Below are 25,913 nucleotides of genomic sequence, written 5' to 3'. Positions count from 1 at the left end.
ACACAAAAATGTCATGGTGAAGTAATGATAAAATATGAAACAATCTCTTTTTTAAACGGTAAACTAACATTATTTAAAAAGAATGATCAAATTGTGTGCATTAGTCTAGCTGATGATGGTGTTAGCGAATTTTTAAATGACTTTCCAGAATATGAATTAAAACAGCAAGTATTGCCAGAAACAAGTCTTTTTCGAGCGTATGCTGCTGGTGAAAAGATTGATTTCTCGCGGATTAAGATTGGGTACCTTAAGTCCACTGCCTTTCAAAGAGAGGTATGGCAGGCCCTAAATACCTGTCATGAATTATTAACGTACGAGCAGTTCGCAAAAAAGATTAATCATCCCACTGCTGTTCGCGCTGTAGCGACAGCGATTGGTAAAAATCCTATTCCAATTATTAATGCCTGTCATCATATCTTACCTAAGAGTGGTGGTGTGGGTAAGTATAGATACGGTACTGACATTAAAAGAAAATTATTAGTATTAGAAAACCTATTAGAGAAGTGAGAAACAGTGCGTCAGTGAGATTTTATGACGCACTTTTTTTGTATTTCCGTTTGTAAAACCTGATACAATAGACTTATGACTAATACAGAAAATTATTTTAAAGTTGGCACAATCGTAAACACACATGGTATTCGTGGTGAAGTGAAAATCATGGCGATTACTGATTTTGCTCAAGATCGCTTCAAAAAGGGAGCAGATCTATTTATTGATACAAAACAGGGACGTATCCCTGTCAAAGTGCAATCATCACGACTACATAAAAACATGTGGTTGGTTTTATTTGTTGGCATAACCAACATTAATGAAATTGAAAAATATAAAGGTGATGATGTTTATATTGAAGGTACAGCTCGTCCAGAATTAGAAGACGATCAGTACTATTACGATGAAATTATCGATAGCACTGTGGTTGATTTGGATGGTAACAAAATCGGTGTTGTCAAGGAAATTATGGAAACAGGAGCGAATGATGTTTGGATAGTTCAACGTGACGGTCAATCAGATGCCTTGATTCCTATGATTGATGATGTTGTTAAATCAGTTGATGTTGACGCCAAATTAATTACAATTGACGCTTTAGAAGGGTTATTAGATTAATGAGAATAGATGTTTTAAGCTTATTTCCCGACATGTTTGCACCAATGCGCCAATCAATTATTGGCAAAGCGATTGATAAAGGGGCGTTAGACTTTCAAGTGACTGATTTTCGAGATTTCACCGAAAATAAGCATAATAACGTAGATGATTATCCATTTGGTGGCGGTGCTGGCATGTTATTAACACCACAACCAATATTTGATGCGATGGCCTCTGTTGAAAAGCAAGCTGGTGGCAAAGGACGTGTGATCCTGCTGGATCCAGCAGGTAGACAGTTCAACCACGAAGTTGCCCAAGAATTAGCTACTTATGACCATTTAACTTTTGTTGCTGGTCATTACGAAGGGTATGATGAGCGCATTCGAGAATTAGTCGATGATGAAATTTCACTAGGTGACTATGTTTTGACAGGTGGAGAACTCGGCGCGATGGTTATTATCGATGCCACAGTACGTTTTCTACCCGAAATTTTAGGTAATGCGGCAAGTGCTGAGGGAGATTCTTTTGAAGATGGTTTGTTAGAATTTCCGCAGTACACACGACCAGCTGATTTTCGGGGACGAATGGTTCCGGAAGTCTTGACTAGTGGTAATCACGCCAAAATTGCTGAGTGGCGATTAAAGGAGTCATTGCGCCGTACTTATTTACGCCGACCTGATTTATTAGAAAAGCGGCAGTTAACGCAACAAGAGCGGGACTTGCTGGATAACATAAAGAGTGAAGAACAGTAAAAAGTTTTGTGAGAAAAAGTAACAGAACTAGCAAACAGATATGGAGGAAATGCGTTTAGCTATTTCAGGTATTGTGAATAAATACCTGATTGCTCACGCTTCTAAAATTATGAAAATAGCAATAGCAGGGTTTGGTGCTTTAGGCGCTCGAGTTGGTGTGATGTTACAACAAGCTGGCCATGAAGTTACAGGAATTGATGGCTGGGCTGCACATATTGCTGCCATAAGCACAGATGGGTTAACAGTGCATCAAGATGATGGGGCAACAAAAAATATTATATTCCTGTTATGACAGCTAAAGAAATTGATGGTAAGTTTGACCTTATTATTTTGTTAACGAAGACCCCTCAATTAGATATGATGTTAACAGATATCAAGCACATTATTACTAAGAATACCAACCTATTGGTTCTTTCTAATGGTCTTGGTAATATTGAGGTCATGGAAAAGCATGTTAATCGCAATCAAATTTTGGCTGGTGTGACTTTGTGGACATCAGAATTAATTAATCCTGGTGAAATTCGCGTGACGGGAACTGGGTCCATCAAATTACAGGCAATCGGTGAGGCTAACGCTAAACCAATTGTATCGGCTCTGAATAAGGCTGGTCTCAATGTGACATTATCTCAAAATGTCATTGAAGCAATTTGGCATAAAGCGGGAATTAACTCTGTCCTTAACCCGTTAACAGTTTTGTTAGATGCAAATATTGCAGAGTTCGGTATGGCTGGAAATGGTATGGATTTATCACTAAATATTCTGGATGAAATAAAAAAATTGGTGAGTTAGAAGGAATTAACGTTGATGTAAACGCGATCATGAAGGATTTAGCCTTACTCATACGACCTGAAAATGCTGGAAATCATTACCCATCAATGTATCAAGATATTAAAGCTGGTAAACATACAGAAATCGATTTTTTAAACGGTTACTTCGCTAAATTAGGATCTGAACATGATGTAGCTATGCCATTTAATGCTCTGGTAACAAGATTAATTCACGCTAAAGAAGATATTGAGCGAACAAAGTTAGCTAAAAAACAGGAAACTTTTGAAATTTAATCTTAATTAAAGTAAAATGAGTGTAACTGCTTTTACTTTTAATTTGTAAGGAGAAATAACATGGCAATAGAAACTGCAATATTTGCTGGTGGCTGCTTTTGGTGCATGGTTCAACCATTTGATTCTTTGGATGGCATAGAAAAGGTTCGTTCAGGCTATACTGGTGGTCATGTTGAAAATCCAACTTATGAGCAAGTACTAACACATACTACTGGACACACAGAAGCTGTTAAAATTTGGTTTGATTCTGAAAAAATAAGTTATCGTGAACTAGTCGAAATATATTGGGAACAGACTGATCCAACTGATGCAATGGGTCAATTCCAAGACCGCGGTGATAACTACCGTCCAGTGATTTTTGTAAATAGTCCTGAACAACGTGAAATTGCTGAAGAATCTAGAGCCGCATTAGCAGCTTCAAATCGTTTTGATGAACCCATCGTGACGAAAATTGAAGATGCCAAACCATTTTATGAAGCAGAAGAGTATCACCAGGATTTTTACAAGAAGGATCCAGAACGAGAAGCACTAGAAATGGCACAACGCTTGCAATTTAAAGCTGATAAGTGGAATTGAATTTAACCGATATATTTTAAGATAAATTCAATCTAAATGATATGAAAGTGAGCGGAAACGCTCATTTTTTGTTATAATTGACTAGTTATGAACGTTATTAAGAAAGCGCTCAGTAGGTAAAATGAATGCAACTTGAATTTCTCGGGACTGGCTCTGGCCAACCATCTAAATTTAGAAATGTTACAAGTATTGCGCTTCGCCTTTTAGACGAACGCAATGCTGTGTGGCTTTTTGATGTTGGTGAAGCAACGCAACATCAAATTTTAAAAACCACTTTGCGACCACGTAAAGTTGAAAAAATATTTATTACACATTTGCATGGTGATCATATATTTGGATTGCCGGGATTCTTAAGCTCACGTTCCTTTCAAGGTGCTGATAAAAATGAGCCCTTAACTATATATGGGCCTAAGGGTGTTAAAGAATTTGTTCAAACGGCACTACGAATTTCCGAAACACGTCTATCGTATCCAATTGAGTATGTTGACTTAACTGAAGGTGTCATCTTTGAAGATCATACTTTTCAAGTTGTTGCCGCACCAATGCGTCATCGTATTGAGACCTGGGGATTTCGTGTAATAGAGAAAGATCATCCAGGCGAACTATTAGTTGATAAACTAAAGCAGGAAAATATTCCTTCTGGACCAGTATATGGACAACTCAAAGCAGGAAAAACAGTTACACTACCAGATGGGCGTATCGTTAATGGTCATGATTTCATTGGTAAAGCCCAAAAAGGTCGTATAGTAACTTTCATTTTAGACACTCGTCCTAATGATAATGTAGAGTGGTTAGCAAAAAATGCCGATGTTCTGGTGCATGAGAGTACCTATGGTTCAAGCGAAGAAGAGGCGAAAATGGCCAAAGCCCATGCCCATTCAACAAGCGCAAATGCTGCAAGTGTGGCTCGCCGGGCACATGTAAACAAGTTAGTATTGACACATCTTTCAGCTCGTTATATTGGGCCGATGGTTAAAGAATTAATACACGATGTCCGTCGCAACTTTGCTAACACGTATGTGGCACGCGACTTTGACATTATTGATATTCCTTTTAAGAAAGATAGTAATGAATCAAAATAATTGGAACATTCTGCCACAACCAAGTGAAAAGGTTGTTCGGCAGTTAAGCGCACAACTAAATATTAGTCAATTTATGTCAACAATTGTGGCTCAAAGGGGTTATACAGATCCAGAAGCAGCTTTTAAATATCTACAACCAAGTGTAGAACAATTGCATGATCCCATGTTACTTCATGATATGGATAGAACCATTGAGCGTCTACAGGACGCAGCTTTTGGTGGTGAAAAGATTGTTGTGTACGGTGATTATGATATGGATGGTGTCACTAGTACAGCAATTATGGTTGAAGCCTTAGAAGTATTGGGGGCAGATGTAACACCTTACATACCTAATCGCTTTTCAGATGGCTATGGGCCAAATATTGATACGTATAAAAAACTTATTGCTGATGGTGCACAATTGATTGTGACAGTAGATAACGGTGTTAGTGGTCAAGAAGCTGTTGAATATGCGATGAGTCAAGGTATTGATGTCATTATTACTGATCATCACGAAATGCCTGCCACATTGCCAAACGCTTATGCCGTTATTCACCCAAGACATCCAAAAGGCCAGTATCCATTTGGTGATTTATCTGGCGCTGGTGTCGCTTTCAAAGTTGCCCAAGCATTATTAAATGAAGGGCAACCAGTTGAGGATCAAACAGAGCTACCAACTGAGTTGTTGGATCTCGTTGCGTTAGGTGAAATTTCTGATATGGTGTCTTTGACTGACGAAAACAGGGTTCTAGTTTCATGGGGATTGAAACAAATTAATGTTTCGCCACGTCCGGGTCTAACCGCAGTTTTGAAAAATGCGGGTAAGAAAGATAATGAACCAGTTATTTCAGAAACAGTTTCATTTAAGATTGCCCCTCGCTTAAATGCTGTTGGTCGATTAGGGGATGCTAGCTTATCTCTACAACTTTTGTTAAGTCAAGATCCAGAAGAATCAACTGCCATTGCTTCTGAAGTTGAGGCCATTAATGCGCAACGTCAAGAAATTGTTGAAGAGGTATTTGGGTCTGCAAAACAAATGGCTTTGTCAGACGAATACAAAAATGATCAAGTCTTGGTTATTGCTGGTCAAGATTGGCATCAAGGAATTTTGGGTATTGTGGCTAGTCGATTGGTGGAACTATTACAAAAACCAACAATTGTTTTAAGTTTAACGGATGGTGTTTATAAAGGATCTGGTCGGACTTTTGGTGATTTTGACCTCTATCAATTTATGAATACCTTTCACGATTTGTATGATACGTTTGGTGGGCATGCCAGTGCACTAGGACTAGCTATTTCCCCAGAGCAACTAGATGTATTAAAAGAGCAAGTTCGTTTGAACTCAGCTAAATTACAAATTCATGCCAAGCCGATTAGTATTAATACGACACTGTCGGTTAATGAAATCAGCACTGAAACGTATGAAGAACTACGCCTGCTTGAACCTTTCGGTACTGGAAATCAGCAACCAGTGTTTGGATTGCAGCAACCAAAAATTAATAAAGTAACAACCATGGGAAACTTAAAGCAACATATTAAGTTAGCTTTAGAAAATAATGTTGAAGCAGTTGGCTTTAACCATCCAGATTGGGTGTCTATGGTTGCTAATCCAGTAGGGATATCATTTGCTGCGACTCTGGGTATTAATTATTTCCGTGGGCGCAAAACGATACAGCTTCTACTAACTGCTATTAATACATCAGAGGCAACTGATGAAAATGCTGCTCATAAAAAGTTTTTTGCTCAAGTATATAAATTCATTTACGCACATCAGGATCTAAATTTTGCGCAGAACTTGGATAAAATAGCGAAGCAGTTAAATATCAATAAGAACGATTTGAATATTATGATTCAAGTATTTATTGAATTAGGATTCGTGCACGTTACCAATGGATTTGTTACAATTATTTCGGGAGCAGCACAAAAACCCTTAACCACGTCAATAACATACCAAAAGTATTTGGCAAATCGTTAAAAAGAAAGTATGAGCGATAGCTCTGAGATTTAGAATGACAGTAGATTTACATGATTTTGTTGCAACAGTTGAAGATTACCCCGAACCAGGTGTTAGTTTTCGTGATATTTCACCATTGATGGGTGATGGTGTGGCCTATAAGCAAGCAGTAGATGCTATTGCTGATTTTGCTAAACATTTAAACGTTGATTTAATTGCTGGTCCTGAATCACGTGGATTTATTGTAGGTTCGCCGCTGGCGTATGCGATGAATATCGGCTTTGTTCCAGCTCGTAAAGGTGGCAAATTACCTCGTGAAGCTGTATCAGCATCATACACATTAGAGTATGGTGGTGTTAATGAGCTAGAAATTCATAAAGATGCTATTAAGCCAGGACAACGTGTGCTGATTGTTGATGATTTACTAGCGACAGGTGGCACTATTAATGCTACACGTGAAATTATTGAAAAACTTGGTGGCATCGTTGCTGGTGTAGCTTTTATTATAGAATTAGAAAGCTTGCAAGGCCGTGAAAAAATTATGAAAGCTGGCGAAGTGCCATTCCTAGCTTTAATGGAATATTAAGCATTTTTAAGCTTAGTGTAATTGGCAGTATGCCGTAAAATACTTAGAACAATAATATACATCATATTGAGGTGCTACTGATGAACAATAGTAACATTAAAGAGTGGTTTATACGCTTTTTCAAAGGGATATTCATTGCTCTAGGGTTTATTCTTCCTGGTGTATCCGGTGGCGTATTAGCAGCAATTCTTGGCTTGTATGAACGAATGCTGAACTTCATGGCGCATTTGAGGCAGAATTTTAAGAAAGATTTTTGGTTTTTTCTACCAGTGGGTTTGGGTGGTATCGCTGGTATTATTTTATTAAGCCGACCATTAGAATTTTTGCTTGTTGAATATAAAGCAATTATTTTGTGGGGGTTTGCTGGTGCCATTGTTGGTACTTTACCAGCTCTGACAAAGGAAAGTGGCAAGCATGGGCGGAGCCCGAGCGATTGGATATTATTCATCGTCACAATAGTTGCTGGTGGATTATTCCTATATAATATGACGGCCATCTTTGGGACGATGCCAATTAATTTCTTTTCTTGGATGTTGGCGGGGGCACTAATCGCGTTAGGCGTTATTGTCCCGGGATTAAGTCCATCAAACCTGTTGCTATACCTAGGATTATTTGACCCAATGTTAGCCGGATTTAAACGTGCTGATATAAGTGTATTTTTGCCAATAGCACTTGGTGGTATGTTGACATTAATCCTTTTTTCAAAATTAATGAACTATCTTTTACATCACTATTATGCTAAGGTATACCATTTCATTTTAGGTATTGTTGTGGTGTCAACGCTTTTAATTGTTATTCCACCAGTCGCTGATTATAGTGGCTTTAACATAATGAGCGGATTTATAAGTTTTATCTTATTCATCCTCGGTGTGTGGGCTGGTCACTGGATGAGCGGCTTAGAAGAAAAGTACAAATAAAAAACGATCATGTGATAATTTCTATCGCCAGATCGTTTTTTTATTGTACTAACCAAACTTGATCACTAATAAAATCAAATGGTTGATGATGTTGATTTAACTTTTTGGGGCGTGCTAGTTTTGCATTCTGCCAAAATAATTGTGAATTGGTTGCGCCATTTTTTTCACCAATGACAATAAAATCACCATTAAAGTGTTGCGCACGTAGGCCTTGTAGAACTTGCCAGTCCGTTTCATCTGTATCAGGTGCCCAGCTTAGAATAACCACATCATAGGACATTGCTTTTATAGCTTCCAATGCATCTAAACAGATAACTTCTGTCCATAAATCAAGATGCTGTATATCTTGACCGTGCCAGTCGAAGTTATCTGTTGCGATGACGTTATTGCCAAAAAGGCGCAATTGGCTAGAAATAACGCCATTTCCTGACATGATTTCTAAAACTCGTCGGCCATCAATAAATTGATTTAAATCCGATAACCAAAGCTTATTTGGCAAATGCCAGACGCCAAAAGACTTAATAATTGTTTGTCGAAATTCAGAAAGTAAATCATCAAGAGGCATCAGTCGTAAATCGGATAGAATATCTTGACTAGAAAAACTAAGCTGAGGTAGGGGGTTTTCGGGTAAAGTATGCTGAGCAAGGGACTGTAATGCCTTACGAGCTGCATTTATTTTAACCAACGTATCTGGGCTGTCAGAAAATTGCTGAGCATATTGCGCTAGTTTAATCTTCATCGTCATTTGTTACATCACGTCGATGGTTTACCTTGGTACCGTCCTTACTAATATGTATGTTGAAATGTTTACCATTTCTAACAAACTCAAATTCGTTATCTTTGATATTTTTTCTGAAACGCCAAAATGCAACTAAGCCAATAATGCCAGCAACAGCAGCTATAATTAAGGCAACGAAGAGTGCAATGCCAATAATGCTAAGTACGACCGGAACTGCTACGCCAATAATTGTTAAAATGACAGGAATCAAAATTAACAGTCCAATAATCGCTGTAACCACGGCCCCAATAAATTGAAATATCTGTTTCATAATATTTTTCCTCCTTGTTTATTATACTATAGTTTTGGAGAGTTTTATTAGATTTATAAAAAAGTATTGACATATAAATGTTATTAGGGTATATTATTACTCATAGAAACAAGCGAGTAATTCGCTCAAAAAATGGAGACGCATCATGGCTAAAAATGTACAAGCACATCAAAATAACGCACTCCTCCTCAACCTCCTTCTCATTTGAGTCTAGTAGGTTGTTATTTGAGCAATAATCAGCTACTAGACTTTACTAAAAGAGTCAGAGTAGCTGGTTAGGTAGGAAACGTCCTAACGAGCAATCGTTGGGACGTTTTATTTTTCTCAACGATTGTTAGTAGCTCATATTGGAATTAAGTTATTAAACAGGAGAAATAACATGGCACAAAACGCAATTACACCACAACATAAAATTGATACAGATCAAATTAAAGAAAAAGTAGCTCAAGAAAAAGAGTCAGTTCGTGACACTGTTTATAAAGTCAGTGCAGCTGTCTCAAACGCCATTTTGGTTACCTTGGGTATGGGATTGTTGCTGCAGACGATTGCAGGATTCATCCACTGGGCACCGATGGTCCAAATGGGTGCAATCACTAAAATTATGTTACCAGCAGCATTTGGCGCCGCGATTGCATCACAAATGAAAACGAATACAATGGTTATGTTTAGTGCGATGGCTGCCTCAGCGGTTGGTGCCAACGCTGTTTTCTTCACAGATAAAGCCGTGGAGGGTGTAACAGCAACCGGATACGCTGGTGCACAAGCTGCTGGTTCAGCCATAATGACCACTGGACAACCAATTTCAGCTGTTATGGCTGGTGTGATTGCCGTATTGTTTGGTAAGTGGTTGAGTGGTAAGACACCATTAGATATGGTCATTGTACCAGCGGCGACCACAATTGTTGGCACGGTGTCAGGGTACTACTTGGCAGCTGTTACGACACCGGCGTTGGTCGCAATCGGAAAGTTTATTGCTTCGAGTGTTGCAGTTAATCCAATTATTGGTACAGCCATTGTTGCAATGGCCTTTGGTGCAATGACCATGACACCAGCCTCCGCAGCAGCTTTAGCTGTGGCAATTGGTGCGACGGGTGTAACTTCACCAGAGGCTGCAGGAGCAATCTTAATCGGTACAACGGCTGTATTCGTTGGCTTCCCTGCAATGTCATTTCATGAAAATAAAATTGGCGCAACAATTGCTCAAGGTATTGTTACACCAAAAATTCAATTTCCAAATTTGACTGAAAATCCTGCCTTGATTATTCCACCAATGATTGGCGCAGCAATTGCTGCACCAATCGCAACAATCGCGTTTAATGTTACTGCACCTTTCTCAATGGCTGGTATTGGATTTAATTCATTTATCGTTCCGTTGGCATTGGCTGGTTCAAATCCTGCTGCATTTGCTGCTTACATGATTATCGGTGTAGGTGTTCCCGTGATTGTTTCATTTGTTGGTTATCGTTTCATGCGTAAAATGGGTTGGGCAAAGCCACAACAATTGCACTTGGAGATGATTTAATATAAAAAAGCATGAGTCGCTAATTGAGACATCATGCTTTTTTATTTTGTGTATGTTGAGCGATAGGATAAGTTATTTGGCCCTTTGAGCCAGTTAAAGTGTTTTAATGGATTTGATTTTACGCCCCAAATATCGAGTAACGCTGCAATTGCAATATGAACAGGAGCCTGAGCATCAAATGTGACATTCAATTGATTATATAGACCATCTGGTCGATTTTCCGGTTTCACACTAAGCAATTTTTTGGTATTGTGGTATATGAAGTATCGATTTGCAATGAAATTACCAGATATTAACCAGCTTAAATGTCGAACATAAACAAAGTCACTAATATGGCCTAGTGTAAAACTAATTGACCCGACGATATGCCCACGGTAGTTGAGGGTAAATCTTGGTATAATACCATAAGATGTTTGGCGGATGCGCACCAAAACGCGACCGGACATGTCTTGAACTTGAATTTCGTCAGATTTTTTACCAGAACGGCCAGACACTAAATAAGACGCTTTAAAATCTTGGTCGAAAACAATGTTGACGCCATCATTAATACTATGTCGTTGACGTAAGTAATATTTTGTCATTTGCAAACCTCGTATTCAATTACAAGTTTATCACGAAAGAAGAAGAAAATGCCATTATCACATACAACTTGGGCACCAGCTGTTAAGGCCAAGTTAAATCCTGAGTATTTAAAACAAGTCGCGCAGTTTATTCAATCAACTTACCGGGAAGATGCTCATATTTTTCCACAGCAAAAAAATATATTTGCTGCTCTTGAGAAAACACCTTTGCCTGAGACGAAAGTGGTCATCATGGGGCAAGATCCATATCACAATATTGGTCAGGCCCAAGGATTGAGCTTCTCAGTTCCTGAAAACGTGCCAGCACCACCTTCCTTACAGAATATTTTAAAAGAGCTTTCGACAGATGTTGGGCCTCGTCAATCTCATGATTTAACCAGCTGGTCCACACAAGGTGTATTGCTACTAAATGCTGTCTTAACAGTTCCAGAAGGGCAGGCTAATGCGCACCAAGGGAAAATTTGGGAGCCGTTGACGGACAGTTTGATCCAAATTGCTTCTGAAGATGATGCACCAAAAGTTTTTATTTTGTGGGGAAAGTTTGCCCAATCGAAACGTCAATTTATTGATGAGTCTAAGCATCTCGTCTTAATGAGTGCCCATCCAAGCCCACTATCAGCTTACCGTGGCTTTTTTGGAAGTCAACCATTCTCAAAAGCAAATCACTTTTTAGTTGCTAAGGGGCAACAACCTATTGATTGGTTGAAATGAGTGAATAAATTCACAAATATTACTAAATACACAGACTTTTGTGTAGTTGTCTGTTACAATTAAATTGTAAATAATTAATTCGTAGCAGCGAATTTGGAGGAATTTATGGAACTTTTTGAGCAATTAAAAAATAAAATTACCGGTCAAAATAAGACAATTGTATTTCCGGAAGGTGAAGACCCCCGTATCCAGGGCGCAGCTATCAGATTAGCAGCTGATAATTTGATCGAGCCAATATTATTGGGGGATGCACAGGAAATTTCAAAAACTGCCCAAGCCCATAACTTTGATTTATCGAACATAGAGACGATTGATCCTGCTTCATATGATGAGAATGAATTGGCAAAATTAAATGCGACACTTGTCGAAAGGCGCAAAGGGAAAACAGACGCTGAGACAGCTGCCAAATGGCTACAAAATGTTAACTATTTTGGGACAATGCTGGTTTATACTGGCAAAGCTGACGGTATGGTGTCAGGCGCAGTACATCCAACTGGTGATACAGTTCGTCCTGCGTTGCAGATCATTAAAACGGCGCCTGGCTCATCACGTATCTCTGGTGCATTCATTATGCAAAAAGGCGAAGAGCGTTATGTATTTGCGGACGCTGCCATTAACATTGACATTGATTCGGACACGATGGCTGAAATTGCAATACAATCAGCCCACACAGCTCAAGTGTTTGATATTGAACCAAAAGTTGCGATGCTTTCATTTTCAACTAAGGGCTCCGCGAAATCACCCTTGGTCGATAAGGTGGCAACAGCCACTGCATTGGCTAAGAAGTTAGCACCTGAACTGGCGGACTCAATTGATGGAGAGTTACAGTTTGATGCTGCGTTTGTTGAATCTGTTGCTGCCGCAAAGGCGCCTGATTCAAAAGTCGCAGGTAAAGCGAACACATTTATTTTCCCAAGTCTAGAAGCAGGTAATATTGGCTATAAAATTGCACAACGCTTGGGTGGGTTTGAAGCGATTGGACCTATTTTACAAGGCTTAGCAAAGCCTGTTTCTGATTTATCGCGAGGAGCCAATGAAGAGGATGTTTATAAAGTAGCTATTATTACTGCTGCGCAAGCATTATAAGTATATAAAAAAAGACCTAACTGAAAAGTTAAGTCTTTTTTATGCGGATAACAGGAATCGAACCTGCACGGTGTTGCCACCATACCGACCTGAACGGTACGCGTCTGCCAGTTCCGCCATATCCGCGGTTCAACTTTTTTATTATACCTGAAAAAGTAAGGGTTGACAAATTTTTCTGGTATAGTACTATTAAATTATTCAAAGAAGCAGGGATGTATTATGAACAAATTATTCTTCAATCAAACATCATCCTCCACTCGACCACTCATGTGATCGGGATTCTTTGCGTACAGATAACGTAGAAATGACGGACAACATGGGTGTGTATACTTGTGTTGTCTTTTTGTATATTGAAAGGGATTTTTAATGACAAACTATAATTTTTCTGCTGGTCCAGGTGTTCTACCAACGCCAGTTCTCACTAAGATTAAAAATGAATTCATCAAAAATGAATTTACGCATATGTCCATCATAGAAATCTCGCATCGCTCCACGCAATTTGAAGAAATCATTAACAGCGCTGAAGAACGTTTGCGTGATTTAATGAATATACCAGATGATTATGGTGTTGCATTTATTCAGGGTGGGGGATCCACGCAATTTGAAATGTTGCCACTTAATTTTGCCAATAATAAGAATAGAATTGCTGTTTTAGATTCAGGTAACTTTGCCTCAAAGGCAGCACAGGCAGCAGTTACTATTGGCAAACAGGCAACAATTTTGGACAGCTCCAAAGTGGATCATTATCATCATTTACCTATGTTATCTACAGATTTCAACGCCGATGAGTATGATTACCTACATCTAACGACCAATAACACAATCGAGGGTGCTACCTACCATCAATCGATTTTGCCTAAAACCGTTGGTCGATTAACAGCAGATATGAGTTCAAATATTTTGGCAGAGCCATATGATGTCAATGATTTTGATGCTATTTTTGCGGGGGCGCAAAAGAACCTTGGTCCAGCTGGCGTTACGGTTGCTATCGTCAAAAAAGATTGGTTAAAAGAACAAAATATTGAAAACGTAGGTTCAATGTTGCGTTATCAAAACTATCTGGACAAGCATTCAATGTATAATACACCGCCAGTATTTTCGATTTACGCTCTGAACTTAGTACTTGAGTGGGTACAAGAGCAGGGAGGCGTTGACAGTATGTATGCGCAAAATATTGAGAAGTCTTCAAAATTGTATGATTACCTAGATAACTCTACATTTTATCATGCATTGGTTGATGAATCGGCACGTTCACTGACAAACGTTGTCTTTACTACAGCAGACTTAGAACGAGATCAAGCAATAGCCAAAGACGCAACTAAAGAAGGTTTATCTAATTTAAGTGGTCATCGGTCGGTTGGTGGTTTCCGTGCTTCATTATACAATGCACAACCTATTGAAGCAGTTGATGCCTTAATTACATTTTTGAAGAAAGCAGAAAATAATTACAAATGACAAACATTAAAACTTATAATGCTATTAGTTCTAAAGGACTGGACTATTTGAAAGACCATCACTACGACATTAACGGTAATGATGCGCCAAAAGGCATCTTGTTACGTTCACAAAATTTACACGATGAACTAATCGATGATAATGTTCGTGCCATTGTTCGTGCTGGTGCTGGCTTTAATAATATTCCTGTTGAGGAATTATCAAAACGTGGTATTGCTATTTTTAATACGCCTGGTGGGAATGCAAATGCCGTGAAAGAACTAACAATTGCATCACTAGTTTTGGCAGCACGACCAGTAGTTGGTGCTATACAATTTGCTAATGATACACGGGGCGGGGATGTGTCTTTGCGCACAGAGTCAAATAAAGGTGGTTACCGTGGCACAGAACTAGCAGGAAAGAAACTGGGTGTTATTGGGTTAGGAAACGTTGGATCAAAAGTTGCTAACACCGCCTTAGCTCTTGATATGGACGTTATTGGTTATGATCCTGGGTTGAATGCCAATACAGCTTGGCGTGTCGATCGTCATATTGTTCATGCAAGAAGTGTTGAGGAAGTATTAGAGCAAGCCGACTATGTGACTGTTCATATTCCATTAGAAGAGAAAAATCGTTATTTCATTGATGCGGATAAATTGCATCTGATGAAGCCAACGGCTGCGTTACTCAACTTGTCAAGAGGCGGCATTGTTGATGATGAAGCTGCAAAGGAAGCGTTGGATAATGATCAGTTACGTGTCTATATCACTGATTTTGCTGACAGTGTTTTGTTTGATAATCCTAAGGTTATTATTACGCCGCATATTGGTGGATCAACTATTGAAGCAGAGGACACGAGTGCTTTGATGGCTGCACGTCAACTAGATGAGTATTTAACAACAGGAAATATTGTAAATTCAGTTAATTATCCAGATATTAATGAACCATTCACGACTAAGTATCGCGTTGGTATTATTCACGAAAACGTGCCGAATATGTTGGGACAAATTTCAAAGTTCTTTGGTGATCATAATATCAACATTGAACAGTTAAGTAATCGTGCTGTTGGAAATTATGCCTATACAATGGTGGCAATTAACGACTTTACTGAAGAACAACAAGAGTTGGTAAAAACGGCTTTGGATGAAATTCCACACGTTATCTTAACTCGTCGTTATGTTAACCCAAGAATATAAAGAAGGAAAAACCAAAATGACTAAAGAATTACAAGAATCAGCAATCACAACGCTCGCACGTCGAGGTGTGACTACCAATGATATCGCCGAAGGCACACGTACATTTTTGAGTAACAAATACAAAGATACCATTAATGAAGAAGTATTGGCCAAATCTATTGCACATGTTCTTTACAAAGATGAAGTAGCTGATATTATTTTGACTGCGATATACCTTGATGAGCAAGCAGAAGTTATGCCCGATGACCAACCCTTAAAAGCACGCTTGCAACGCGATGCCAATGGTCATAATGTTGATGAAATTTTGGCAATTGCAATTACGCAACAATTTTCTGCTGCTGCAACAGTGCATTATGGTTTGTTAGATGACCTAAAGCCAGGGTTAATTGGAGAAATTAACGACAAGACCGATAGCATTAATGTTTACTTAGACGATATTTTGGCAGCATTGATTGCCAGTTCAGCAATGTCATATTTGGAGCTTTTGGGCGGTAATCAATATTAATGATTTAAACTGTGCTTACTGGAAATTGTAGTTGTTTTTTGTTAAAATAGAAGCGTTATTCATTAATTTCAAGGAGATGACACAATGTCAGGACATAGTAAATGGCATAACATTCAAGGTCGTAAAAACGCCCAAGATGCTAAGCGTGGTAAAATTTTTCAAAAGATAGCGCACGACTTATATGTTGCTGCAAAGGCCGGCGGTGCAGATCCAGATATGAACGCATCATTGCGATTAGTTGTTGAAAAAGCTAAGGCCGCTAACATGCCTAAGGAAAACATACAACGTGCGTTAGATAAGGCTTCTGGCGCAAATGGCGCTAAGTTTGAAGAAGTCACTTACGAAGGGTATGGTACTGCTGGAGTAGCTGTTCTCGTCGAAGCGTCTACAGATAATATTAACCGCACGGTATCAAGTGTTCGTAACTCATTCAAGCACGCTGGCGGTGCATTGGGAACTTCAGGATCAGTGGCATTTCAGTTTGATCGTAGGGGTTATCTTGCTATTGATCGTAGTGCATTTCCCGATCTAGACGAAGACACAGTGCTAGAGGCTGCGTTGGAAGCAGGTGCGGAGGACGTGCAAACTTCTGATGATGTTTTTGAAATCTATACAGAGCCAGCTGATTTCCAAGCTGTTGAATCGGCTTTGACAGAAGCTGGATATGTTTTTGAAGACGCAGAAGTGACAATGATCGCTCAAAATCCAATGGACATTTCAGAAGAAGATCGCGAGAAGTTGGATAAGTTAGTCGATGAATTAGAAGATAATGAAGACGTTTTGGCAGTTTATACAACCGCTGATTAGGTAGGTAAAATACATCAATGGATGTATTTTTTTTTACAATTACTTTCAAAAAGGACAATAATTGTCTTTCATATTTAGCTGAAAGAGCACTAAACTAAGACATACACTATAAATGTTAGAAATAATTAGTAATATTCTCAAAATATAATTTATAATTATGGTAAAATGGATAAGTAAAAAGCGATTAACGTATTTAATGTTCGTTTTTTACTAAAAAAGCAACATTGATAGAGGGACACTCACGGATAGGTGCAAACAGATTAACTATTTTTTTTTAATAGTTAGTTTTCTCCGACAAGCCTATCCCGTCTGAAAGCAGCTATTAGTGTTATAGGAGAAAAAATATATGTCTGGTGTAATTGTTGTTGGTTCGCAATGGGGTGATGAAGGAAAAGGAAAGATCGTTGACTTTTTCGCGGAACATGCGGACGCAGTAGTGCGTTATCAAGGTGGTAATAACGCAGGACACACAATTTGGCATGGTGATACAAAATTTGAGTTATCAGCATTGCCATCAGGAATTGTCACAAAGGGACAACTTGCTATTTTGGGTAACGGTGTGGTTATTAATCCAGAAGCATTGTTAGCAGAAATAAAAGAAGTTGAATCTCAGGGTGTTACAGTTGAAAATTTGATTATTTCAAATCGTGCGCATGTGATTATGCCTTATCATATCGCATTAGACAAAGCATCTGAAACAGCATCAAATAATCGTATTGGTACAACAAAAAAGGGTATCGGCCCAGCTTATACAGATAAAATTTCACGTGTTGGTATTCGTGTTGCTGATTTAATTGACCCTGAAATTTTTGGTAAGTTATTAAAAGAGTACTTACCATTCAAGAATGCGCAATTAACCAAGTTATATGGTGAAGAAGCGCTTGACTATAATGAAATATATGATAAATATGTTGAATATGGTCGTCAATTGGCACCGTATGTCACTGATACATCTTACTTACTTGGTCAACAAATGAAAGAAAACAAACGTGTGGTTTTCGAAGGAGCCCAAGGGGTCATGTTAGATGTAGACCACGGCACATACCCATTCGTTACTAGTTCAAATCCAACTGCTGGTGGCGTTATGAATGGCGCGGGTGTAGGGCCAAAGCAAATTCAAGATGTTGTGGGCGTTATTAAAGCTTATACATCACGCGTTGGCTCAGGACCATTCCCCACAGAATTGTTTAATGATACAGCGGACCATATTCGTGAAATTGGTCATGAATATGGTGTTGTGACAAAGCGCCCACGCCGAATTGGTTGGTTAGATGCTGTTGCATTGCGTCATGCAGTGCAAGTATCTGGCTTAACGAAACTAGCTATTAACTCATTAGATGTTTTATCTGGGTTAAAAGAAGTTAAAATTGCAACATCATATACTTATAAAGGTGAAGAAATTCATCATTTCCCAGCATCAGATACTTGGTTCCAAGGACTAGATGTTAATTTTGAGACATTGCCTGGTTGGGATGAAGATATTACTGATGTCACGAAGTTTGACGAATTACCAATTAATGCACAAAACTATTTGAAAAGAATTTCTGAATTATTGGAAGTTGATCTATTAAGTTTCGCTGTTGGCCCTAAGCCAGAACAGACACATTTATTGCGCCCAGTTTGGGAATAAACAGTACAATTAATAAAGCAAATAAGATGAATAAATTCGTCTTATCTGCTTTTTTTTATTAAATATACAATAAAATAGCATATATTCACTTTTATACTGTATATAAACGAAATATTATTGCATATTTAATCAAACGGGGTTAATATATAATCATCGAATAGCTAAAGAAAAAATGATGAGGGCAAAATTATGACAGACACATTAGTATTAGCATACTCCGGCGGTTTAGATACTTCAGTAGCCATTCCTTGGTTAAAGGATAAAGGGTACGATGTTATCGCAGTTGTTTTGGACGTTGGGCAACATGGCAAGAATTTAAATGAAATTCAAGCAAAAGCCTTAAAAGTTGGTGCCAAACAATCAATCGTTATCGATGCAAAAGCTGAATTTGCAGATAAATATGTTGCACCAGTTATTAAAGCTAACATGATGTATGAAGGCGAATATCCAATGGTATCAGCCTTGTCTCGTCCATTAATCATCAAAAAGTTAGTTGATATCGCACATGAAAATGATGCCGTTGCGATTGCGCATGGCTCAACGGGTCATGGTAACGATCAAGTACGTTTCGAGGCCGCAATTCATGCATTGGACCCTGACATGAAGATTGAAGCACCCATTCGTGATTTCCAGTGGTCACGTGAAGAAGAGATTCAATATGCACAAGAACATGATGTTCCGGTACCTATTGATTTAGATTCACCATACTCAATTGATGAGAACTTATGGGGACGTGCCAATGAAGCTGGTATCTTAGAAAACCCATGGAACCAAGCGCCAGAAGATGCATTTGCATTAACAACTGCCATTGAAGATGCACCAGATACACCAGAATTTATCGATGTTACTTTCGAAGCTGGTGTGCCAGTTGCGCTTAATGGTGAAGTATTGTCATTAGAAAAGCTCATTGTGGCGGTTAATGAGATTGCTGGAAAGCATGGTATTGGCCGTATCGATCATATTGAAAATCGTTTGGTTGGCATTAAGTCACGTGAGATTTATGAAGCACCAGCTGCAGCTGTACTGATGACAGCACATAAGGATTTGGAAGATTTGACACTAGAACGTGATGTTGCTCATTTCAAGCCAATTGTGGAACAACAGCTAGCTAATTTGGTTTATGAAGCGAAGTGGGTATCACCATTGTTTGATAGTTTAATGGCCTTTATTGATAGCACACAACAAAATGTCAATGGTGTGGTTAAGATGAAGTTGTTTAAGGGTAATGCCACTGCGGTTGCCCGTCAATCTGAACACAACTCACTATACGATGAAGATTTGGCAACATATACATCATCATCATCATTTGACCAAGCATCTGCGGTAGGCTTTATCAAATTGTGGACACTAAGTAATACGGTTTATGAACAAGTCAACCATGTCCATTCACAAGCGAAAAAGAACACAGTGAAATAAAAAATACGAGCCTAGCTCGTGTACATAGATAGCAATAAAGGGAGTAATGAATAATATGAGTGATAAATTATGGGGTGGTCGTTTTACTGCTAAAGCTGCAGAATGGGTAGATGAATTTGGTGCTTCAATTCACTTTGATCAAAAAATGGCAGCTGAAGATATTGAAGGTTCGATAGCACATGCGAAAATGCTTGGCAAACAAGGCATTATCAGTCCGGAAGAATCAGAAAAAATCGTGGCTGGTTTGAAAATCATCAATGAAGAACTCATTGCTGGAAAAATTGAGTTTGACGTTAAAAACGAAGATATTCATATGAATATCGAATCATTATTGACCGAGAAAATAGGTCCGGTGGCAGGAAAATTGCATACTGCTCGTTCCCGTAATGACCAAGTGGCCACTGATTTTCATTTGTGGGTCAAGCATCGTTTGCCCCACGTTCTAGAATCTCTAACTGAATTGCAAGAGGAGTTGTTAACTTTGGCGACAACTCATGCAGGAACCATCATGTCTGGGTATACGCATTTGCAACATGCGCAGCCAATAACTTATGGTCACTATCTTCTTGCTTACTTTGAAATGTTTCAACGTGACTATGAACGTTTCGAATTTAACCAAAAGCATACAGACATTTTGCCGTTAGGAGCAGCGGCATTAGCCGGGACAACTTTCCCGATTGACCGTGAATTTGTTGCTTCAGAACTGGGTTTTGACAGTATTTATCACAACTCATTAGATGCCGTGTCAGATCGTGATTTTGCTTTAGAATTCTTGTCAAACGCCGCTATATTAATGATGCACCTTTCCAGAATGGCAGAAGAGTTAATTTTGTGGTCAACTTACGAATTTAATTACATTGAACTATCAGATGATTTTTCAACTGGCTCGTCAATTATGCCACAAAAAAAGAATGCTGATTTTGCTGAATTAGTTCGTGGAAAAACAGGAAGAAGCTATGGCGCATTAATGGGTCTGTTGACAACGATGAAGTCATTGCCACTAGCCTACAACAAAGATATGCAAGAGGATAAAGAGCAGGTCTTTGATATTATGGATACGGTTCTAGCCTCTGTTAAGGTGTTTACGGGTATGCTAAGTGGCTTGACGGTTCATAAAGAGCGTATGCTGGCCACAACACAAGATGATTTTTCGAATGCGACTGAACTAGCGGATTACTTGGCCACTAAAGGTGTACCATTCCGTGAAGCCCATGCAATTGTGGGTCAATTAGTCTTGACAGGTATTCAATCAAAAATGCCATTACAAAAAATGTCTCTGTCTGATTTGCAAGCCGTAGCCCCACAAATAGAAGAAGACATTTACGAAAAACTACAATCTGAAACAGCAGTTAACCGACGCACTTCGTTAGGCGGTACGGCTGTTGAAAATGTTAAAAAAGAAATTGTAAGAAATAAAAAAGTTTTGGAGGCAAGGTAATGCATTCACATTTTCAAGGAAAATCTTTTCTTAAAGAAATTGATTTTACAAAAAAAGAGCTAGAAACATTCATCGATTTGGCTGCGCACTTCAAGTATTTAAAGCAAAATAATATACCGCATAAATACCTTGAGGGCAAAAATATTGCCTTGTTGTTTGAAAAAACTTCAACGCGTACGCGTTCTTCTTTTACCGTTGCTGCAAATGACTTAGGCGCTCATCCGGAGTTTCTAGGTAAAAATGATATTCAATTTGGCAAGAAAGAGTCCCTGGAAGACACAGCAAAGGTTTTTGGGAGCATGTACGATGCAATCGAATATCGCGGATTTTCGCAAGCTACAGTGGAAGGATTGGCCACTTACAGTGGCGTGCCAGTCTGGAATGGGCTGACAGATGATTGGCATCCAACACAAATGTTAGCTGATTTTCTTACCATTAAGGAACAACTAGGCCACATAGCGGGTATTACCTTAGCCTATATGGGTGATGGTCGAAATAACGTTGCTAATTCTCTGTTGGTAACAGGGGCAATATTAGGTGTTAATGTGCATATTGTATCACCAAAAAGTTTGCAACCAAGTGAAGAAATTCTAAATATAGCCAACCAAAAAGCTGCTGAATCAGGTGCAAAGTTGCTTGTTACAGATGACATTGATGGTGGCGTAAATGATGTTGACGTCTTGTACACGGATGTGTGGGCTTCGATGGGTGAAGAAGATACGTTTGAAGAAAGAATAAAGTTATTATCACCTTATCAAATTAACGCAACATTAGTCAAAAAACAAACAACGAACAGGTAATTGTGTTACATGATTTACCAGCATTTCATGATTTGAATACTAAAATGGCGCAAGATATTTATGACAAGTTTGGTATTAAAGAGATGGAAATCACTGATGAGGTCTTTCATGCTTCATATGCGCATCAATTTGAGCAAGCAGAAAACCGGCTACATACAATTAAAGCTGTCATGGCAGCAACTTTAGGAAATATGTTTATTCCGGAGCTGAATTAAAAATAGCAACAAGAAAAAGGAGCCTAAATAATTAGGATCCTTTTTCTTGTTGCTTTGAATTTCTAATGAAATAACAGAAAGAGGTCACTTAAGTGGTCGCCAGCGCCAATCTTCTACTTCGGGCAAGTCCGTTCCCTTTGACCTAGTATACGCAACGTGTAGGTCGAGCTTATCGGTCATTTCTTGCACGAGGGCTGCTTGCTTGGTGCGAATATTTTCTGGCAAGAGATTAATAGCAGCTTTAACTAAATTAAATCGATCAATTTTGTTAAGAACACGCATATCAAATGGTGTTGTAATGTCACCAACTTCTCGGTAACCATGAACTGCTAAGTGGTGATTGTGTCGTTTGAAGAAAATAGATTCAATCATTGGTTCATAGCCATGGAATGCAAATAATACTGGTGTGTCAGTAGTGAAGTAAGCATCAAATTCATCATCACTTAAGCCATAGCTGGCATCGGCCCGTAGTTTAAATAGATCCAATACATTGATGTAACGTATTTTTAATGATGGTATGTGTTCGTGCAAAATTTGTATTGCTGCTAAACTTTCTGTCGTTGGTTCAGAACCAGCTGAAGTAATAATAATATCAGGTTTTTCACCTTTGTCAGTACTTGCCCAATCAATGACACGTAATCCCTGCGTAACAAGCTGTTTGGCCTCAGTAGGTGAGAACCACTGTAAGCGGGGATGTTTGCTGGCCACAATATAATTAATCTGTTGCGTTGCTTGCGCAGCATGTTCAAATGTTGCGACCAAGCTATTAGCATCCGCTGGGAAGAACTCGCGAATGAAGTCTGGTTGCTTTTCATACAACATTGTTGTTACACCAGGATCTTGGTGTGAGTAACCATTATGGTCTTGTTGGAAAACAGTTGAATCAGCAATAATATTTAATGCCGGCACGTCCTTACGCCATGAAACGTCATGAGAATGATTCAACCACTTAAAATGTTGCACAATCATGTCATCAACTTCACGAATAAAGACCTCATAACTGGCAAAGAATCCATGACGACCGGTTAGCGTATAAGCTTCAAGCATCCCCTCATCATAATGCTCTGATAACATAGAATCAATAATACGGCCTTCAGGTGCCATGAATTGATCATTAGGTTCTTTGATTGGTAATAGCCATTGGCGATTAGTTGTTTCAAAAATGTCTTGGAAACGATTAGAAGCTGTTTCATCTGGGCCAAAGCCACGGAAGTTAGTAGGATTAAGTTTGATGATATCACGCAAATAGTCACCTAACAAAATAGCATCTTGAGCTAAGTTATTGCCTGGCTGATTATTTTCTACCAAATAATTGTCAATGTCAGGTAAAATTAAAGGTTTGATAATACCAGCATTGGTGACCGAATTATTGGCCATACGTAGCTCTTTTTTCGGTAATACTTCTTGGATAGATTGTGTTAACTGACCGTTTTCATCAAATAATTCATCCGGTTTGTAAGATTGTAACCAATCAACCAGTTGTGGTATATATTCAGGATGATTTTGGTCAGCAGGAATTGGAATTTGGTGTGCACGAAATGAATTTTCAATTGGTTTGTCATCCCAAGTTTTTGGCCCTGTCCAGCCTTTAGGTGAACGTAAAACAATCATTGGCCAAAGTGGTCGTGTAATCTCTTCATTTGTCTGCTGAACGGCTTTTTCTCTAATGTCTTTAATCTCAGTAAATACTGTGTCCATGGTTTTTGCCATTTCTTCATGAACTTGCATAATCGGTTTGTCAAAAGAACTTACAAAGTAAGGGTGCCATCCCAGACTGTGGAAATACTCGGTTAGTGTTTCATCAGATTCTCGAGAGAGAACTGTGGGATTCGCAATCTTGAAGCCATTTAAATTCAAAATTGGTAATACAGTACCATCATTTTTAGGATTCAAAAATTTATTAACATGCCATGAAGTGGCTAGGGGTGCTGTTTCTGCTTCACCATCGCCAACAACAACCGCAGCAATGAGGTCTGGATTATCCAATACAGCACCAGCACCGTGCAAGATAGAATAGCCTAAAGCACCACCTTCATGAATCGATCCAGGTACTTTAGGATCAGCATGTGAAGCAACGCCACCGGGGAAAGAGAAACGCTTAAACATTTTCTGCATACCCGCTTCATCCTGTGTGATTTCTGGAAATGCTTCGGTATAACTACCATCAAGATAAGCATTTGAAATCATTACTTGTCCGCCATGGCCAGGCCCCTCAATGTAAAACATATTCAAATTAAATTTATTAATAGCACGATTTAAATGGGCATAAATAAAGTTTTGACTAGGAATCGTGCCCCAGTGCCCGATTGGGTGAATTTTAACTTGTTTTGCCGTTAACTTTTCCTTAAGCAATGGGTTATCTAACAAATAGAGTTGTCCAACTGACAAATAATTGGTAGCTCGCCAGTAGGCATCTAAATTGTTCAGGTAATCTGTTGAATCGATATTCATTTGATACTTCCTCCAATTTGTGACAACGCATACACAAAGTGCATGCTACGATTGCGTAAAAATATTGCAAGATATAAAATTAACTTTGCAAAGTATAGTGAAAAGTTCAGAAATAAATTGATAATTAATCTGAACCTGGCGAACACCAATTCATTATCAAGCCGTGTTTTTACATATTCATCGTAAAGGTTGTTTTTTAAAAAGTCAATACCAATACATTAATTGGTACGACCCAATTAATGTATTGGTATTGACTTTTATGGTTATAATCGCGTCATAACGGGAATTAACGTCTTAAAATTACTATTTGGTAAAATAATTTGTTTGCATACTTCTGAACAAGTGTGTTACACTCGATTTTGTTATTAGTCGATTAATTAACATACTAGGGGTGCTTTTAAAAAAGCTGAGAGAGAAGAGATAATCTTTGAACCCTTTGAACCTGATCTGTAGCAAGCAGCGTAGGAAAGTATGAATATATGATTTTTTTGCAATCATATAAACAGCCATACTATATCTAAGAGCGTTTGCAATATAACTGTTATTATTGCAAACGCTCTTTTTCTATGTGTTGAAAATTTAGGAGGCAATTTTGTGAATCAACGTATTTTTTTGGCGGCACCTTTCAAACAACTTTTGAATCAAAACAATCGAGTCAATACGGAAACTACACAGGCACTGCAGCAAGTAATGCAAGTGTTAGAAGATAAAGGAATGTTTGTGGATAATGCGCACAAACGAGAGAATTGGGGATTAGAAATGATGACCCCCACTCAATGTACAGATGCTGATTTTAATTCCATAAAAAATTGTGATATTTTAATGGCTTTTCCGGGTAGCCCAGCATCACCAGGTACCCATATTGAAATTGGCTGGGCGTCAGCATTTCATAAAAAGATTATTTTGCTTTTAAAGAATGATGTTGACTATGCATATTTGATACGTGGTCTTGGTGTAATTGGGGACGTAGAGTATATCTATTACGAAGATATGAATAGTTGCCTTTCACAAATAAGTAATGTGATAGACAATTATCTACAACACAATAAAGTATTGTCAAAGTAGCGTTGAATGAGGGAGTT

26 protein-coding genes, 1 tRNA gene, 1 pseudogene and 1 riboswitch are annotated in these 25,913 nt (G+C 38.6%); of the genes and pseudogenes, 23 read left to right on the top strand and 5 right to left on the bottom strand.

The genetic code is table 11. The features are described 5' to 3' along the window. Positions 1-24: 24 nt before the first annotated feature. The 11 genes from HFP47_RS05940 (at position 25) to HFP47_RS05900 (ending at position 7,990) form a co-directional block, all read left to right on the top strand. Positions 25-507: a methylated-DNA--[protein]-cysteine S-methyltransferase gene (locus tag HFP47_RS05940; protein ID WP_011680159.1), complete on the top strand. Its 483-nt coding sequence runs from the start codon at positions 25-27 to the stop codon at positions 505-507. 75 nt (positions 508-582) lie between these two features. Continuing rightward, complete coding sequence (gene rimM, locus HFP47_RS05935; protein ID WP_105302196.1) at positions 583-1,104, top strand: ribosome maturation factor RimM; 522 nt, start codon at positions 583-585, stop codon at positions 1,102-1,104. Next, positions 1,104-1,835, top strand: coding sequence for a tRNA (guanosine(37)-N1)-methyltransferase TrmD (trmD, locus tag HFP47_RS05930; RefSeq protein ID WP_011680157.1), 732 nt, complete (start codon positions 1,104-1,106; stop codon positions 1,833-1,835). Before rimM ends, trmD begins: the two co-directional genes overlap by 1 nt. Positions 1,836-1,884: 49 nt before the next feature. Then, on the top strand, positions 1,885-2,127 hold the full coding sequence (locus HFP47_RS10885; protein ID WP_306556672.1) for a 2-dehydropantoate 2-reductase N-terminal domain-containing protein: 243 nt from the start codon (positions 1,885-1,887) through the stop codon (positions 2,125-2,127). Then, positions 2,124-2,624 carry a 2-dehydropantoate 2-reductase N-terminal domain-containing protein gene (locus HFP47_RS10880; protein WP_306556671.1) on the top strand — a complete coding sequence of 167 codons (501 nt, stop codon included), beginning with the start codon at positions 2,124-2,126 and terminating at the stop codon, positions 2,622-2,624. Before HFP47_RS10885 ends, HFP47_RS10880 begins: the two co-directional genes overlap by 4 nt. Before the next feature lie 29 nt (positions 2,625-2,653). Further along, a complete protein-coding gene (locus HFP47_RS10875) occupies positions 2,654-2,896 on the top strand; it encodes a ketopantoate reductase C-terminal domain-containing protein (protein WP_305775218.1) in 243 nt (80 codons plus the stop codon). A gap of 60 nt (positions 2,897-2,956) precedes the next feature. Beyond that, entirely contained in the window at positions 2,957-3,472 is a 516-nt protein-coding gene (gene msrA / locus HFP47_RS05920; protein ID WP_002815174.1) for a peptide-methionine (S)-S-oxide reductase MsrA, read from the top strand. A 125-nt stretch (positions 3,473-3,597) separates the two neighbouring features. Next, a complete protein-coding gene (gene rnz / locus HFP47_RS05915) occupies positions 3,598-4,554 on the top strand; it encodes a ribonuclease Z (RefSeq protein WP_014324966.1) in 957 nt (318 codons plus the stop codon). Next, entirely contained in the window at positions 4,541-6,508 is a 1,968-nt protein-coding gene (gene recJ / locus HFP47_RS05910; protein WP_179876209.1) for a single-stranded-DNA-specific exonuclease RecJ, read from the top strand. The genes rnz and recJ overlap by 14 nt, the downstream gene beginning before the upstream one ends. Positions 6,509-6,542: 34 nt before the next feature. Further along, complete coding sequence (locus HFP47_RS05905; RefSeq protein WP_011680153.1) at positions 6,543-7,073, top strand: adenine phosphoribosyltransferase; 531 nt, start codon at positions 6,543-6,545, stop codon at positions 7,071-7,073. A gap of 80 nt (positions 7,074-7,153) precedes the next feature. After that, positions 7,154-7,990, top strand: coding sequence for a DUF368 domain-containing protein (locus HFP47_RS05900; RefSeq protein ID WP_011680152.1), 837 nt, complete (start codon positions 7,154-7,156; stop codon positions 7,988-7,990). 40 nt (positions 7,991-8,030) lie between these two features. Here HFP47_RS05900 and HFP47_RS05895 read toward each other — a convergent pair whose 3' ends face one another. Both HFP47_RS05895 and HFP47_RS05890 read right to left on the bottom strand, forming a co-directional pair. Further along, positions 8,031-8,735: an SAM-dependent methyltransferase gene (locus HFP47_RS05895; RefSeq protein ID WP_179876208.1), complete on the bottom strand. Its 705-nt coding sequence runs from the start codon at positions 8,733-8,735 to the stop codon at positions 8,031-8,033. Continuing rightward, positions 8,719-9,039: a hypothetical protein gene (locus tag HFP47_RS05890; RefSeq protein ID WP_011680150.1), complete on the bottom strand. Its 321-nt coding sequence runs from the start codon at positions 9,037-9,039 to the stop codon at positions 8,719-8,721. Before HFP47_RS05890 ends, HFP47_RS05895 begins: the two co-directional genes overlap by 17 nt. 379 nt (positions 9,040-9,418) lie before the next feature. Here HFP47_RS05890 and HFP47_RS05885 point away from each other — a divergent pair, with 379 nt between their 5' ends. Then, on the top strand, positions 9,419-10,561 hold the full coding sequence (locus HFP47_RS05885; RefSeq protein WP_011680149.1) for a PTS transporter subunit IIC: 1,143 nt from the start codon (positions 9,419-9,421) through the stop codon (positions 10,559-10,561). Positions 10,562-10,602: 41 nt separating this feature from the next. On the opposite strand, the gene HFP47_RS05880 is transcribed toward HFP47_RS05885, so the two are convergent. Next, positions 10,603-11,142 (bottom strand): LURP-one-related/scramblase family protein, encoded by a 540-nt coding sequence (locus HFP47_RS05880; protein ID WP_010294919.1) that lies wholly within the window; start codon positions 11,140-11,142, stop codon positions 10,603-10,605. 48 nt (positions 11,143-11,190) lie between these two features. Here HFP47_RS05880 and HFP47_RS05875 point away from each other — a divergent pair, with 48 nt between their 5' ends. Then, positions 11,191-11,853, top strand: coding sequence for a uracil-DNA glycosylase (locus HFP47_RS05875; RefSeq protein ID WP_179876207.1), 663 nt, complete (start codon positions 11,191-11,193; stop codon positions 11,851-11,853). 105 nt (positions 11,854-11,958) lie between these two features. Further along, positions 11,959-12,939, top strand: coding sequence for a phosphate acetyltransferase (gene pta / locus HFP47_RS05870; RefSeq protein ID WP_011680147.1), 981 nt, complete (start codon positions 11,959-11,961; stop codon positions 12,937-12,939). Positions 12,940-12,981: 42 nt separating this feature from the next. Here the strand turns inward: pta and HFP47_RS05865 are convergent. After that, positions 12,982-13,065, bottom strand: a tRNA-Leu gene (locus HFP47_RS05865). Between the two features lie 240 nt (positions 13,066-13,305). On the opposite strand from HFP47_RS05865, the gene serC reads away from it, so the two are divergent. The 8 genes and pseudogenes from serC (at position 13,306) to argF (ending at position 22,380) form a co-directional block, all read left to right on the top strand. Continuing rightward, the gene (serC, locus tag HFP47_RS05860) at positions 13,306-14,394 is read left to right on the top strand and encodes a 3-phosphoserine/phosphohydroxythreonine transaminase (protein WP_179876206.1); all 1,089 of its coding nucleotides are present in this window, start codon (positions 13,306-13,308) and stop codon (positions 14,392-14,394) included. Next, complete coding sequence (locus tag HFP47_RS05855) at positions 14,391-15,569, top strand: 3-phosphoglycerate dehydrogenase family protein (RefSeq protein ID WP_179876205.1); 1,179 nt, start codon at positions 14,391-14,393, stop codon at positions 15,567-15,569. Before serC ends, HFP47_RS05855 begins: the two co-directional genes overlap by 4 nt. 16 nt (positions 15,570-15,585) lie before the next feature. Continuing rightward, complete coding sequence (locus tag HFP47_RS05850; protein ID WP_025268300.1) at positions 15,586-16,074, top strand: phosphatidylglycerophosphatase A; 489 nt, start codon at positions 15,586-15,588, stop codon at positions 16,072-16,074. Positions 16,075-16,158: 84 nt separating this feature from the next. Then, a complete protein-coding gene (locus HFP47_RS05845; RefSeq protein WP_002815151.1) occupies positions 16,159-16,881 on the top strand; it encodes a YebC/PmpR family DNA-binding transcriptional regulator in 723 nt (240 codons plus the stop codon). Between the two features lie 346 nt (positions 16,882-17,227). Next, a complete protein-coding gene (locus HFP47_RS05840) occupies positions 17,228-18,511 on the top strand; it encodes an adenylosuccinate synthase (protein ID WP_011680143.1) in 1,284 nt (427 codons plus the stop codon). A gap of 189 nt (positions 18,512-18,700) precedes the next feature. Then, positions 18,701-19,927: an argininosuccinate synthase gene (locus HFP47_RS05835; RefSeq protein ID WP_011680142.1), complete on the top strand. Its 1,227-nt coding sequence runs from the start codon at positions 18,701-18,703 to the stop codon at positions 19,925-19,927. A 55-nt stretch (positions 19,928-19,982) separates the two neighbouring features. Next, a complete protein-coding gene (gene argH / locus HFP47_RS05830) occupies positions 19,983-21,365 on the top strand; it encodes an argininosuccinate lyase (protein WP_105302192.1) in 1,383 nt (460 codons plus the stop codon). Next, positions 21,365-22,380, top strand: a pseudogene (argF, locus tag HFP47_RS05825) (ornithine carbamoyltransferase). The gene argH and the pseudogene argF overlap by 1 nt, the downstream one beginning before the upstream one ends. A gap of 84 nt (positions 22,381-22,464) precedes the next feature. Here argF and HFP47_RS05820 read toward each other — a convergent pair. Continuing rightward, positions 22,465-24,831, bottom strand: coding sequence for a phosphoketolase family protein (locus HFP47_RS05820; protein ID WP_179876204.1), 2,367 nt, complete (start codon positions 24,829-24,831; stop codon positions 22,465-22,467). A gap of 377 nt (positions 24,832-25,208) precedes the next feature. Then, positions 25,209-25,316: riboswitch (TPP riboswitch) on the top strand. 109 nt (positions 25,317-25,425) lie between these two features. Between HFP47_RS05820 and HFP47_RS05815 the strand changes: the two genes are divergently transcribed. Continuing rightward, complete coding sequence (locus tag HFP47_RS05815; protein ID WP_105302189.1) at positions 25,426-25,896, top strand: nucleoside 2-deoxyribosyltransferase; 471 nt, start codon at positions 25,426-25,428, stop codon at positions 25,894-25,896. The last annotated feature ends 17 nt before the right edge of the window (positions 25,897-25,913 follow it).

It is taken from the genome of Leuconostoc sp. DB-1, assembly GCF_013414845.1.
GTDB classification, from domain to species: domain Bacteria; phylum Bacillota; class Bacilli; order Lactobacillales; family Lactobacillaceae; genus Leuconostoc; species Leuconostoc mesenteroides.
This window is presented reverse-complemented; position numbering and strand designations above follow the sequence as displayed.